The sequence below is a fragment of the Thalassospira xiamenensis M-5 = DSM 17429 genome (assembly GCF_000300235.2).
GTDB lineage: Bacteria > Pseudomonadota > Alphaproteobacteria > Rhodospirillales > Thalassospiraceae > Thalassospira > Thalassospira xiamenensis.
Map to the genome: position 1 here is coordinate 146,677 of NZ_CP004389.1, position 12,517 is coordinate 159,193.

At 48.6% G+C, this 12,517-nt stretch carries 14 protein-coding genes; 10 read left to right on the forward strand and 4 right to left on the reverse strand.

Translation table 11 applies throughout. The annotated features are described in order from the left end of the window. Positions 1-108 precede the first annotated feature (108 nt). Positions 109-681, reverse strand: coding sequence for a hypothetical protein (locus tag TH3_RS21925; protein WP_139328229.1), 573 nt, complete (start codon positions 679-681; stop codon positions 109-111). A gap of 71 nt (positions 682-752) precedes the next feature. On the opposite strand from TH3_RS21925, the gene TH3_RS21930 reads away from it, so the two are divergent. Next, a complete protein-coding gene (locus TH3_RS21930; RefSeq protein WP_040109980.1) occupies positions 753-1,370 on the forward strand; it encodes a hypothetical protein in 618 nt (205 codons plus the stop codon). On the opposite strand, the gene TH3_RS21935 is transcribed toward TH3_RS21930, so the two are convergent. Both TH3_RS21935 and TH3_RS21940 read right to left on the reverse strand, forming a co-directional pair. Next, a complete protein-coding gene (locus tag TH3_RS21935) occupies positions 1,367-2,011 on the reverse strand; it encodes a hypothetical protein (RefSeq protein ID WP_007091025.1) in 645 nt (214 codons plus the stop codon). The genes TH3_RS21930 and TH3_RS21935 overlap by 4 nt on opposite strands. Before the next feature lie 158 nt (positions 2,012-2,169). Next, on the reverse strand, positions 2,170-2,874 hold the full coding sequence (locus TH3_RS21940; protein WP_007091026.1) for a hypothetical protein: 705 nt from the start codon (positions 2,872-2,874) through the stop codon (positions 2,170-2,172). A 630-nt stretch (positions 2,875-3,504) separates the two neighbouring features. On the opposite strand from TH3_RS21940, the gene TH3_RS21945 reads away from it, so the two are divergent. The 5 genes from TH3_RS21945 to TH3_RS21965 all read left to right on the forward strand — a co-directional run bounded on the left by TH3_RS21945 (position 3,505) and on the right by TH3_RS21965 (position 6,949). After that, a complete protein-coding gene (locus tag TH3_RS21945) occupies positions 3,505-3,975 on the forward strand; it encodes a hypothetical protein (RefSeq protein ID WP_139328230.1) in 471 nt (156 codons plus the stop codon). Between the two features lie 97 nt (positions 3,976-4,072). Further along, positions 4,073-4,591, forward strand: coding sequence for a conjugal transfer protein TraL (locus tag TH3_RS22960; protein ID WP_139328231.1), 519 nt, complete (start codon positions 4,073-4,075; stop codon positions 4,589-4,591). Positions 4,592-4,730: 139 nt separating this feature from the next. Beyond that, entirely contained in the window at positions 4,731-5,474 is a 744-nt protein-coding gene (locus tag TH3_RS21955) for an endonuclease I family protein (RefSeq protein ID WP_052268448.1), read from the forward strand. Positions 5,475-5,483: 9 nt separating this feature from the next. Further along, complete coding sequence (locus tag TH3_RS21960) at positions 5,484-5,771, forward strand: hypothetical protein (RefSeq protein ID WP_007091030.1); 288 nt, start codon at positions 5,484-5,486, stop codon at positions 5,769-5,771. A 23-nt stretch (positions 5,772-5,794) separates the two neighbouring features. Further along, the gene (locus TH3_RS21965) at positions 5,795-6,949 is read left to right on the forward strand and encodes a hypothetical protein (protein ID WP_040109987.1); all 1,155 of its coding nucleotides are present in this window, start codon (positions 5,795-5,797) and stop codon (positions 6,947-6,949) included. Between the two features lie 57 nt (positions 6,950-7,006). Here TH3_RS21965 and TH3_RS22555 read toward each other — a convergent pair whose 3' ends face one another. Further along, positions 7,007-8,182 (reverse strand): hypothetical protein, encoded by a 1,176-nt coding sequence (locus TH3_RS22555; protein WP_007091032.1) that lies wholly within the window; start codon positions 8,180-8,182, stop codon positions 7,007-7,009. 976 nt (positions 8,183-9,158) lie between these two features. Here TH3_RS22555 and TH3_RS21980 point away from each other — a divergent pair. The 4 genes from TH3_RS21980 to TH3_RS21995 all read left to right on the forward strand — a co-directional run bounded on the left by TH3_RS21980 (position 9,159) and on the right by TH3_RS21995 (position 12,516). Next, complete coding sequence (locus tag TH3_RS21980; RefSeq protein ID WP_007091034.1) at positions 9,159-10,688, forward strand: hypothetical protein; 1,530 nt, start codon at positions 9,159-9,161, stop codon at positions 10,686-10,688. Between the two features lie 522 nt (positions 10,689-11,210). Further along, positions 11,211-11,699: a helix-turn-helix domain-containing protein gene (locus TH3_RS21985; protein WP_007091035.1), complete on the forward strand. Its 489-nt coding sequence runs from the start codon at positions 11,211-11,213 to the stop codon at positions 11,697-11,699. 154 nt (positions 11,700-11,853) lie between these two features. After that, the gene (locus tag TH3_RS21990) at positions 11,854-12,255 is read left to right on the forward strand and encodes a hypothetical protein (RefSeq protein ID WP_007091036.1); all 402 of its coding nucleotides are present in this window, start codon (positions 11,854-11,856) and stop codon (positions 12,253-12,255) included. A 30-nt stretch (positions 12,256-12,285) separates the two neighbouring features. Next, a complete protein-coding gene (locus TH3_RS21995; RefSeq protein ID WP_007091037.1) occupies positions 12,286-12,516 on the forward strand; it encodes a hypothetical protein in 231 nt (76 codons plus the stop codon). The last annotated feature ends 1 nt before the right edge of the window (position 12,517 follow it).

Consider the following 12,517-nt stretch of genomic DNA (forward strand, 5'->3'; position numbering starts at 1 on the left):
AAAGCCACATAATCAAATGTTGAGAAAAGAACGATAAAAACACAAAAAAAAAGCCTGCGCTCATTATAAGCCCAGGCTTTGCCAATATCATATTCGGCTATAAAGGATTTAAACGAAAGCGCCATGATCATCATGATCAAAAACAAGTGAGTCACCATCAAATTGCGGCGACGATTTTTCATTTTCACTTGATGTCCAGGTCATAGGCCCAGTCAGCAAGGAAGGATCGGTTTCAATGTCTGCCGCAACTTGCCTGGAAACGCGCATTGCGGCGCTAATCTCGGGGTTCCAGCGCGCTTGCAATGGGGCAATGTTGATGCCATCGGGCTCCGCAAGCCCTTCTGCCACCTGATCAGCAAGAAGCATTAACAGGGGCTCGGGAACCTTGAAGGCATGAATATCGAAACGGGTTCGATCAATAAAAATCATGGGGCAAGCATTATACCCTGTCGCCAGCGACCATCGAGACGCCATTTCCAGCACCATGAGACGATAATATTTTTCCTCGTCCCACAGCTGCTCGCCGGAAACATGAACAGATTTGGAAGCATCCCGGTTAACCGAAGCTGATTCTTGGCTTTTTGCCCGATCTACTGCCTCCTCTGCGATGGACACAAGCACCGGCCGGAGTGTGGAGATCGTAACTTCTCCATCAGAAAATCGCGAACTACCCTCAGCCATTACATTGTCCATTTCAACCTCATTGGAATATTTTGCAACACAGGATTCTGGTTTCCGATGTAGATTACAGAATGTCCTCTGCTTCACCATTCTGGGTGATTTATGTAACCAACATCAAAAAATGTAACCAGAAACCGTACAAAATGGATCGTAGCACCAAACTCCGTAACGAGGTTTACAAAAATCACTTCACCCGATGGCTGGCAGAAGAGATTGTCGCACGTCGTATTACGCCGGTTAATATGAGCAAACCTGCGAGAGGCGGACGTAGGCGGGAGATTGCAGTCTATTCAGGTTCTTTGCTTTTTTCGCGACGATTTGCAGTAGGCCAGAGCCATGGGAAGCTCTTCCTTGCAGCCCAGAAGCGTGATCTAATTGGCCTTATGGGTGCTCACTGGACTCATGCATATCTCGAAGTCACGCGGCATGGCCTCGCGCTCTGCCTTGAAGCCGATAACCTGGTCGGCGGGGATTTGGAAACAGAACGATATTTTGCGATCGAGATTCCAATTCCGTCAGAAGCCTTCAATCTTTTGCCGGACATCCGAAACGGTGGGGAAATATATGCAATTGGCATGATCCTGAATGAAAAAAACAGGATCATTGGCATTAGAAAGAAGTATGCGTTTAAGACTGAGCTTCTTCCTGGCCTTTATAATCCAGCTGCAGATATTCAAACCGGCAATTAATGTCCGTCGACCGGATCGAAATCTATGGATGCAAGTGCTTTATCAATTTCGGCTGACGGATAAATTTTTGACAGATCCTCTGATTTTTGGCCTCGACGACATTCAATTGCGTCAAAAATTCGCTCGAACACTTCGGCGTGCCTGTCTCCATAGTGCTCATCTGCGCTCAACAAGGCACAAACGGGACAGGAGCAATCGCGCGCAGATTTGGACGGGTCATGGCGAACATCACCTTCAAGAGTGCGAGCCAGGGCATCCACGAGCGCGCGGCGACGAATGTTCAACCTGACACGATCAAACCCTTTGGCTCCACGATCATGAACCAGGCGCAAAGAGGGAGCCCTCCGCGGCGGAGAAACCATCTTTTGACAACCAGAGCGACCAGAGCCACCGACACCACCCTGTCCACTGCCGTCATTGCCACTGGAAGAGTGCCCGCCGCTTTCGGGATCCTCCTTGTTACCTTCGACCTGCACATCTAGGATACGCAAGGTAGCGTCAAAAGTGCCAATGGCGCCACGCTGATCAACGTCCCAATCAACGCTCACTTCAAGACCCATAGCGAGCATCAATTGTTTGACTTTTTCTACTGCGGCCCGTTCTTGCCCAATAAGCCTAACCAGAACATCGTTGGATGACATAAATGTCTCCGCATCAGGAATTTTCTTTATCAGATCGGGCAAAAATGGATTTGAAACGCTGTGATGTTCGCGCCCATATCACTCCTCGACCGGTCCCCTCTTATGTACCATTGGCTCGCGGCGCTATCCCGCCACAGCTTAGATCCGTCTGAAGCCAGCTAAAGCGCTTTTGATGCTTCGCTCGCCCTGTACTTTTTGCGAAGCGCCTGTTCACGCTCAACAATTTTGAGCCAGTTTCTCCAGAAGTTAACGAACACGGCAACTAAGCTATGGCGCCCGCCTTCCGATAGAATAGTAGAAACTGCCAGATCAACCTTATACTCTTCCTTATTACTATCGTCTAATGTTTCATTTGAACGGTTCAATTCAGCCCTGAGCATGTAAGAAACATCGGATATGCTTGCCCAATTTGAACCAGACTCAAATTCAATCTCTTTGATGAGGTAATAGATCAGGTTGCTTGCCTCAGCAGTCGGCTCATCTCCCGTCACCCTCCAACGTGAAAGAGCACTGGCACTGCGGCCGAGCGCAAAACAAAACTGTTCTTCTGAGAGTGAAAAGCCACCAACGGATAGCAATGTTTCACTGACTTCGAAAAATTCAACTGGTGAAATTATATCGTGGATTGGCACCAGATGCTGATTCTGCTGCATCCATCGCACGATGAGTGCGGTAGTCAGGTTGGACACCGGGCCGGGATCACGCAAAGACTTCGCCCATTTGGTCGGCACCATAGCCAGCAACCATTGCATATCTCGCGAACTTGCCCCCAGCTCCAAACGAACCTGATACAGGTCTTCGCCAATAACAGGGCGTCTTTCGGGATCGATTTTTATGGGGTCTTCGACCGGATCATTGCCCATACAATACTTACCTTAGCTGACAACTGAAATAACGCTTGAAATACAATCGATACATTTGTCCAGCGGATGCCATGATGTGTCGCAATACGAAAATCGCGATAACACATTACAATCCAATGGAAACAATTACTTTTAAGAGCTTACTACACCTTTTCCAGACAATCGAGATACGTTAACTCGCAGGCAATTCTTCGGCGTGGGCGATATTGCTGTATCGTCCATATCGGGGAAGCAAGGCAACCCCTTTAGCCTTGTATTTTAATGATTTTTTCAACCGCAGGGACTTTCGCTGGCAAAACGCCCATAGATTGGGCTGTAAAAAAATATCGTTACCTATGAAAAATCACGCCTAAACCGAATAATAAGTTTTACGGGTTTTGATTTTTCGGGACTTCGGGGTATTTTGCCGAAGCTTCGCGATTAATGGGGCTGCTGCGGGAAATTGAGAGGCGCACTATAATGCATGCAATGGGACTGAATTATACCGCTGTCCAATTTTACATTCCGGTCGATTTGACCAGCACATCCATTTCTCGGAAACAGTCTATAGACGACGTGATCACCCCTGGGAAACTCAAGCTTCCACCGACGGGGTTGACCGGCCTCACTAATATCAGCAGGAAGCCCTTCATGACGAAAGTCATCATCGACGGTTACAAGGACCGTGGATGCAAATGCATTCCCGTTGACGTGAGGCTCTTGAACAACCCATTTCCGGAACATTCAAAAGCTAAAACGAACCGGATTGACATAGAAGACCTGGAAGACCCGACATTTCAGGTTTTGCACCTCAATTGGGCGCGCGGTCCACTTCTCGACCATATTTCCCGAAGATGGACTGAAATACTGAAAGAAGCTGGGGCGCCAACTGAGCCTACTTTTCAGTGGGGATCATTCATTACCTGGCGTCCCGATCTTCTGGATGTTCTAATGGCTGACGATCTGTTTTCCTGCATCGGCGCTCTGGGTTATTCGGCCTATGACCCGGTTGCCAACGAAGTGATTCCTTTGCTCACCATTTATGATCCGGATTTGATTGTGGATGCCCGACCACTGAGAAGCGGTATCAGCGTCGATCTGCCAGAAAGACTTTTCGCCTGATTGATATACAAAATTTTTGACACCACACTTTTTGTATTCTGACCTAACATATGGAATAGAGGCCCGCAATACGGTCACACATTTCAAGGCAGAAACAATGTTCAGAAATATTGAGGTATCTCGCCGCGGCATTCGAAATGCTTTGGCTTTAAGCGTAACGTTCTCACTGATCATACTGCTGTCACAAGCCAACGAAGCAGTGGCAGCTTCAGAAAACGAATGCGCCATATGGCTATGCGCGCCAGGTGGATTTCCAAACGGCTGCGAACCCCCGCATGCAGCGATGATGTCACGCATAAAGAGGGACAAATCTCCAATCCCCGACTGGAATGAATGCTTCTCCAGCAAAGACGTACCCGGAGGGGGTAGTGGAAGCGCTGATTATGGACCCGTTGCATATATTCCCGAACATCAGGTCTGTGTTCGCTGGAAATCTTGGGGATCCGATGGCGAAAGATGCGTTGAACACAAGACGATTCCGGAAGAATATCGCAAAGGAACGCGATGCCGCACCAACCGGGACGGAGAGAGAACTCCCGCCCACTGCACAAAGTCATTGAATTATATCGATGTATTCATTGACGGAAAAAAACAGGGGGAAACATATTATTACTGACACGTCAGCTTGCCGGACCGGATGATACGTTCTTGTCCGGCAGCTATCTATTTTTTTGTATTTTGTATTTTGTAATCAGATATGAATTTTGTATAATCCGAAGTAACTTAGGCTCGCTCCTGCGTTTCGGATAAATTACATGACAAAACATCTCGGTCTGATCACGTTAGCTGTTCTTTTCAGCTTTACATTTGGTAGCGCGCAAGCCGAAGGCGGCCAGCGCCACAATCCAGCAAGCGCCACTTGGCAATCAACAAAAAATATGGCTGACGACACCATATATTTTAATGGTGGGCGCACCTTCTATTGTGACTGCTTATGGTCCAGTGACAAAGATAACGACGGATCAGGCCGGCCCGAACTATCCGAGTGCGGATACGAAGCCCCCAAAAGTTATTCAAGCAGAGCATCGCGCATTGAATGGGAACACGTTGTTCCGGCATCGCTACTTCCCGCCAATAAACTTCCATGCTGGAGGGAAGGGGGTAGAGACAAGTGTGAACGGGAAAGCCCCGAAGCGCGCGCCATGATCTACGATCTGCATAACCTGGTTCCAGCCATTGGGCAGGTAAATGCGCTGCGAAGCAATGATCTGTATATGGATCTCGACGACGGAGCGGCTTCGACGGTCCATTTTGGGCAATGTCAGGCAAAAGACAGCCCGAATGGTTTTGAACCACCAGATTATCGCAAGGGTGATGTTGCACGCATCTGGTTCTACATGGAAGATCGGTATGCGCTTCAAATTCCTGCAGACACCAGAAGAACACTCATTGAGTGGCACCGGGCAGACCCGGTATCCCAAGAAGAAATTGATCGCAATCGGCTGATCTTCATCACACAGGGAAATGTCAATCCCTTCGTGTCACTGAATCTCCAATAGGCAGGAAAAATGGAATCATCTGTCATCGAAACCAAAACGGGCCCGGTACTTCTCTCCATCGAAATCACATCGGAGCCAGTTCACGCAACGATTACGCCAACCGGCTACCTTACCATTAAGCTCGACGGAGCAATTGCAACCGACGTTGTCGACAATCTTGATCGAGACGCCGCAGGCATTCTGCTCGCAGCCGCCGCAAGCGACCAATGGCTAGACGTGTGCCAGGTCGACAATACTGGCGCCGTCAACGAAGCCTATCGCATCCCAATCACACTGGACAAGCAACCCCCTGCCTGATCTGAACTGATGGGTACAGCGACATGACAACCAAGAGCTTTATCAATCCGAAGAAGAAACCTTCACCGATGGAAGTGGAGGAGATCAAAGCGATCGCCATCGCCTTAAATCATGGCCAGATTGACGGCATGATCACAAATCTGGCGATGCTGCTCAGCATTTCAGATTCTGCCGTCTGTCAGTGGATCAACGGGAAAACAAAGCCAGCCGCGCAAACAGCACGCTTTATGAGGATGATGTATCACCTCTATGTGGAGCAGAACGTGAATCGCAAATCGTCTCTATATGCAGACGCCCTGATGATGTCACTGCGCCCGGTCATCATGTCTCAAGAAAACATGGAAGAAGAGGTCACTCACACCAGGCGGCATCGAGCATCGGAATTTCTAAAGGTGCAAGGTGCGGAAGCCAGAATTAGACAAGTGATGATGCAGTATTCTTCTGCAAAGAATGCGCTTCGCCTTGGCATCACAATTGGCCTCCCCGAAATGTCACGCGCTGAACAAAAAGCAGGCATTATTGACAGACATAAAGAGATCGAACTAATCGACATTGCCAGTTCTGCTCTTTTGGACACCATCGCTGGCCTGCAGGAATATTCAGTCTTGGTCGCCTTGAGCGAAGAGGTGGTTCAGCGCGCAATCACTCAGGAAAACATCGACGAGTTAACGCTCCGCGCAAATCTGTCTGTGAGGAAGGTTGATTTGATGTTTGCCAACTCAAGCAGGGTATGGAGCTGGTCTCCTTATGTCGAGTATGCCGTCTCGTCACTTGGCATTCAGCTTCATAAGGCCAAAACTGAGCCCTTAGAAAGCAAACAAGTATCGCCGACTGAATATTCCACCATCGAAGAAAGTACCTTATTACCTTATAGTATGGGTAACAGTACAGTTCCTGAGTACGTCGAAAATGGCAATATCTGGCTGTTTAACACAGAAAGAAGCGATGAAGAGGTTGGCGCAATTTCAAAAGTTGCCACCGATAACATCGAGAAATCGGGATATCGCCCAGAGGCATGCTATCTTGCCAACCAAGCCCGACTGGAAGAATGTCCGCATAACAAGGCACATGCACAAGCATGGCAGGAAGCCGAAAGTGCCGTGAGCATGTGGATCGATGAACACGGACTTCCACCATTGGCTTCAGACGAAACGCTCTGCTATCAAGGCACTGTTTAACGAAAAAGCCGGCCCAATTTTCAGGTCCGGCTTTTTTCAACCCATGACAGCCTCAATTCAAATTGAGGGCCCGCCCACAATATCAACCTGTTGCGGATCGGGCTCGCGAATGTCGGTCCATCCTTCATTCACCAACGACCAGCTATTCACGAGATCAGCAGCACTTCCCGCTGTGACGTCAGCATAAGTCCTCTCGATAGAGAGCAGTTCATGAAAAACGTGATCCACATCATCGTTCCAATCAGGACCGTTCTCGTCCGGGCAACCTCGACATAAACCCACGAGAGCCGGATCAAAAATGCAATAATCAGTCAGTTTATCTGCCATGTCGTGGACCTGGTCACGGGTGATTTGACCTGACACAACCTCTTCGACGACAGTCTTCCAGTTGTCTGCGTCGCGATACTGATACGATATGCGGGTGTTCTCACCGTCGCCACTGAGATCCAGATCAAAGGGCAGCTCTCGATCATTGAGCTCTTCGTCATACTCGAATTCGATTTGAGCGCCTTCAGCCCATTTGTTCCGGCAGATAAAATGATCCACCCGATTCACAAAATGCAAGCCATTGGCCACATACAACATGCCATTGACTTCAAGCAAAGTCCAAAGATGGTGATGATCAATTTCCAAACCTTCCTGGCGACCTTCACCAGCGAACAGGGCACTGTAGCCGTGGAAGCGCTTTGACTGCACCGGGGCAGCGTTCTGCGCGTCGAACAGAGGGGCGTAACGTTCAACCCACTGCTCGTATGTGAGGGGTCCAGACGGATCAACAACATGATCAAGCAAGGCTTCGACCGGAACCGATATCTCATCGTTTGGAAAAGCACTCGCTTCGGACGATCTTTCACCCGCTGGCAAGCTGATCCGTTGCTTGATGTCATCAATATCCAGTGAGCGGAAATCTGTCGACACAACGCTTGTCTGGAAAACCGAAACAAAGTCGCAATAAAACTTGCCGTCATCGGCATCGACACGGTTGCGAACCTGCTCTATGGGGACGGCCAGAAGTGCAAGCTTTTCATCATCACCGAACATGTTGTCAAAATTACATGCCGCGGCAGCAGCTACAGCGTCCAGATCATCGTAAAGGAGAACACCTGGAGCTATTTCGTCACCGCGTGGACGAAACAGTCCATTTCCCATTATCGCGGGAAGCTGATTTGCAGGTGCGACGTGGTAAACAAAATGGTTAGAAGTGTTTTGTGTTTCTGAAATCGTGAATGGCATGGATATATTCCGATAATGGTTTTGATATATCCAAAATACCCGAGGAATTTGTAACCGGACTTTCTCAATCAATCGCAATGACCGCGGTCGCCCGCAGACATCGGAAGACCCATCCACAGATTAATAGATTAGCCACTGAGTTATCATCGTGTTCGTATTAACATTGAGAGAACAGGGAAGGGCCTCCGAGCTCGTTACCTTCTGGCATTCTGTTACCTATGAGGCCCTTCACGCAATCTCATCCAAATATTGGCCCGAGCAGGAGACCAGCAAAGATGAGCAAACCCCGAAGATCAGCGTCATAAACTGGCGTGATGGTATATCGGACAGTCACCTCTCGGCTTGAACGCATAGCCGAAACTAACGCAATTCCAGCGAAAAATGTCCACGCAACGCAAGTGAACATAAACTCGCCTATGGACGGCCACCGTCCGATCGGAGACAAGTGATACATCGTTCCGAAAAGCGCAATGATGGCATAGACAACGGAGAGCCAATACAACCACGTGCGGCCCGCAGTTTCTTGCTCCATCCCCAGTTCAAGTAGGTTTGCTTTCTGATTTCCAAATTGGATCGCTTCAGAGAGAGTCGTTCTCAGGTCAGCAAAAGACTGAGTGATGCTGCTCCATATTAAATCGCTCAAGCAAAAGAGCCCGCCAGCAAGAAATGCAATCAATAGGATGTCAACCATCAGGTCGGTTGTCGTTCTGTATCTTCTCATCTGGTAATGCCCGCCTCTGTTTCCGTTATATTTTTTAGTAACAACCGAAATTTATTTGCTCGCAGATCAATATGCGACGGTTTCCCGAGAATCCCAAAAAATATTTGAATTATATTCGCCGTATCCAATTGGTAGGAGCGAGCTTGCGTCAAAGCTTGTCATTGAACCAAGAAAAATCAGGTAACAAAAAAAGGTGAGATACTTGGTCGGTGAAATTGTTTCAGCCGCAAAGCAACAAAACCCCAGGGGAAGACCATGAAAATCACGGTAGATCAGATCATCGAAAAATTCAAAGATGGGGCGCGCGTGCTGTTGCCGGACAACCCGGGAAAGCGGGCAATCATGCTTTCGTGTGCAGCAGCAATTGCGGCGGGCACTCTTGCGCCGGGCCAGGTTCACGCCAATTCGCTTTCCATCGGGGAAGAAGGCGTTAGGGCATCAGCTCCAGCAGATGAAGCCAGCATCAGTAAAATGATGCTTGATCTTGAACAGGCAATTGATCAGCAATTTCCAGAGATGGCCGGCAAGATAACCATCTACAATTTTGCCAACTCGATGGACGATAATATCGCTCACATCACCGATCGCCTGGGCAAAGACAGCGAGCCGTTCGTCAACGCGATGGTAAAAGAGGGCTTTCGCGAAAATCGGTCATTTGAAGAAGCCATGCGCGAAGGCTTCAGCGATGCAACCAATCTCCGCCAGCACATGGCCGAAGTTGTTCCATTCAGCACAAAAGGCGACAGGAACGCGTGCGTCGTGTTCCCTTCTTCAGCTATCTTCAACTTTGACAACCATGATTACCCCAACATGGTCGGGGCGGGATATCTGGTTTCGCTGGCAGTAGGCCATTGCGCCAATAACATGCTCTACGAGGCTGCCGAAAAACGACCGGGGACCAGTCAGGCCGATCTGAAAGACCTTGCGACTGTTGCCGATTTAACAGCAGCAGACTGGAGCCATAATCTCGGCTATACCATTAACTGGGAAAGCGCGGTATGGCAGCTTGAATTTGCAAACAATCCGGAAGATATCCGTCGCAACAACGCAGATGCGATCGCCACGCACGCTGCATTGAACCATTACAGCGGCTATCGGAACGTGACCACAGCACCGGAACACATTACCTTTGACAATATCCGCGCATCATTTGATCGGGCAGAGCAGACTTTTGAAGCGATGGCCTCGCGAACTGTCGGTATCGATCAGGTCACGCAGTACAACTATGACACTGCGATGGAAGACATTCAGGCAAAGATCGAGGCGCACTTCTTCAATGAAGATAGCTTCGATGAAAAAGGTTATCGCGACTATTTGGCAGAACTTTCAGATATCCCCAAGTTCGCAAGCTCTTACGAAACGGTCGCTCACCATATGATCAATATTCACGAACGACCGGAAGTTGACTTCACGACCCGTGCAAATCGGGGGACCGAGAGCTTTGAAGCGTCATATGCAAAACTCACTCAGCTGAGCACGGATCATCCGGAACTTGACGCCGTGGTCAGGGCTACTGCTGACAAATATGTCAATACCTTCGTGAGCCGGGCAATGCTTGAAAGCAATGATAAAATCGACGACTACCGGGCATTCGAGGCAGCTGCGACGAAATACTTCGAACGCATTGCTGAAGACCCTGTCTATGCCGCCCAGGTCGCCGAAGGTGAGGCATCACTTTATGGGACGATCACAACCGGGTTCATGCCATCCGAATTTGCTGCCAACGTCAAACCGAACAGCCTGAATTTGGAAAACGATAGCGAACCGACATCACCCGAAATCTGATATCAGCGACAAACCGCACCAACTAGGGCCGCTTCAGATGAGCGGCCTTTTTTCTCACAATGGAGTGCATAACCGAATGACAGGGTGACGCGAAGCTATAAGTCACAGCAACACGCCACTCAATTCGGAACTGCTTTCTTGCAACAGGAGGCAATCCAATGACGGCTTATTAGCCATCGGTTCATTCTACATCAATCAGATAATACGATGGGGAATGTTACCTGGCATCATCGATAAACTTCGAAGCGAATGCTTCATGAACATTATGCAAAAAATCGTACAGCACACATGATTTCTCAAGTCGCATCATCGCAGATGTCAAGGCGATCATCGACCTAAAAGGTTGTTGATGTTGGCCATTTAATTTTCGATTGACGTAAATAGTATTATCAGAATGACAGAACACAGAATTATTCATTCATCACATAAACGCTATTGATCCGCACACAAATCAGACCATTATAGATAGATCATATTGCGATACAAAATATAATAGATTGAATCGAGAGAAGGACCGGTTTCATGACAGACAAGAAAATCACGGTGAAACCCAGTATGCGTGGTAAAAACCGTTCGAGAGGGCCAAACGGAGTCCCGCACGCCGTCGATATTCATGTCGGGAAACGATTGCGTATGAGGCGCACTCTATTGGGACTCACCCAGAATGCAGTCGCCAAATCAGTTGGGTTAACCTTCCAGCAATTGCAGAAATATGAGCGCGGAGGCAACAGAATCGGGGCATCGCGGCTTTACGATCTAGCCCAAGCGCTTGATGTGCCAGTTTCCTACTTTTTTGATGACTTGCCGGAATCCGTAGCAGAATCAACCAGCGAAGCCAGACGAAAAGTCGATCTGGGGCGTGAGGCTGAACTTGATGTCATGGCAAAACGAGAAACACTCGAATTGGTACGGGCATATTACAAATTGAACGGCAATCAGCGGAAAAGGTTCTTTGATCTGGTGAAGAGCATGAGCGACACTGAAGGCAATGACGACGTCGGCACAGCCTAGACTTTCATCCGAAAATTCGCCCCTCAACGTATCAGCACGCTCTATTCACATGAGGTCTCTGGCATCATCGGAACATACTTTTGCCGATTGTGTCTTGACATACATAATATAACATAGTGTTATATTTTCATGTTCCATAACGTGAGATAACACTATGACTGTACTCGTGCTTTCGGCAATTTGCGTCAATGATTTCGCAAACGATGTACCACAGAGTTTTGTGGTTGATCTGCATCCTGATGACATCAAAGAATTTCAGGAATTGTCAAAAGAAGTTGCCCGCCTGCAGGTCAGAAACATTGAAAAGCCATTCCGCGGGGGACACTGGAGCATCGATCTTGATGAAGATTTTGAGGCGCTTTCAGACAAGGCGGCTATCATTTCTGCGGCTCGTTCAACATGTCAGGCAATTGATGTGCCGATCGTCCGGGTATTCAAGGACAAAATTGCCTTCGAAGCCGTCCCCAAGCATTGCTCCGACCTTTTTACGGTGAATACACCGTCTGTCTATCTCGACTCTCTACAGGGCAATGACACACTGTTCGTCAGCGAATAACCCCTGCCAAACATTAGGAAAGGTATCGATATGAATAGCATCAGTATCATTGTGTCTGGCGGTGTAGTGCAGGCAGTCGAAAGTTCCAATCCAGATTATATCGGCAAGCTCGTCCGGATCATCGACCTCGATGTTGAAGCAAGTGACGAACCCGAAGCCGTTATGGTCTCCGGATCGGCTCGCAAGGGTGCAAATGTCTTTGACTGGCCAGTTGTTGCATCAACGGTTTATGTCGAATGGCCAGATACCCCGAGCGCGTAAT

What these genes read in the sequence shown, in the direction of transcription:
- TH3_RS21925 (WP_139328229.1), bottom strand. Translation starts at nt 681, where the DNA reads ATGGCTGAGGGTAGTTCGCGATTTTCTGATGGAGAAGTTACGATCTCC.
- TH3_RS21930 (WP_040109980.1), top strand. Translation starts at nt 753, where the DNA reads ATGTCCTCTGCTTCACCATTCTGGGTGATTTATGTAACCAACATCAAA.
- TH3_RS21935 (WP_007091025.1), bottom strand. Translation starts at nt 2,011, where the DNA reads ATGTCATCCAACGATGTTCTGGTTAGGCTTATTGGGCAAGAACGGGCC.
- TH3_RS21940 (WP_007091026.1), bottom strand. Translation starts at nt 2,874, where the DNA reads ATGGGCAATGATCCGGTCGAAGACCCCATAAAAATCGATCCCGAAAGA.
- TH3_RS21945 (WP_139328230.1), top strand. Translation starts at nt 3,505, where the DNA reads ATGACGAAAGTCATCATCGACGGTTACAAGGACCGTGGATGCAAATGC.
- TH3_RS22960 (WP_139328231.1), top strand. Translation starts at nt 4,073, where the DNA reads ATGTTCAGAAATATTGAGGTATCTCGCCGCGGCATTCGAAATGCTTTG.
- TH3_RS21955 (WP_052268448.1), top strand. Translation starts at nt 4,731, where the DNA reads ATGACAAAACATCTCGGTCTGATCACGTTAGCTGTTCTTTTCAGCTTT.
- TH3_RS21960 (WP_007091030.1), top strand. Translation starts at nt 5,484, where the DNA reads ATGGAATCATCTGTCATCGAAACCAAAACGGGCCCGGTACTTCTCTCC.
- TH3_RS21965 (WP_040109987.1), top strand. Translation starts at nt 5,795, where the DNA reads ATGACAACCAAGAGCTTTATCAATCCGAAGAAGAAACCTTCACCGATG.
- TH3_RS22555 (WP_007091032.1), bottom strand. Translation starts at nt 8,182, where the DNA reads ATGCCATTCACGATTTCAGAAACACAAAACACTTCTAACCATTTTGTT.
- TH3_RS21980 (WP_007091034.1), top strand. Translation starts at nt 9,159, where the DNA reads ATGAAAATCACGGTAGATCAGATCATCGAAAAATTCAAAGATGGGGCG.
- TH3_RS21985 (WP_007091035.1), top strand. Translation starts at nt 11,211, where the DNA reads ATGACAGACAAGAAAATCACGGTGAAACCCAGTATGCGTGGTAAAAAC.
- TH3_RS21990 (WP_007091036.1), top strand. Translation starts at nt 11,854, where the DNA reads ATGACTGTACTCGTGCTTTCGGCAATTTGCGTCAATGATTTCGCAAAC.
- TH3_RS21995 (WP_007091037.1), top strand. Translation starts at nt 12,286, where the DNA reads ATGAATAGCATCAGTATCATTGTGTCTGGCGGTGTAGTGCAGGCAGTC.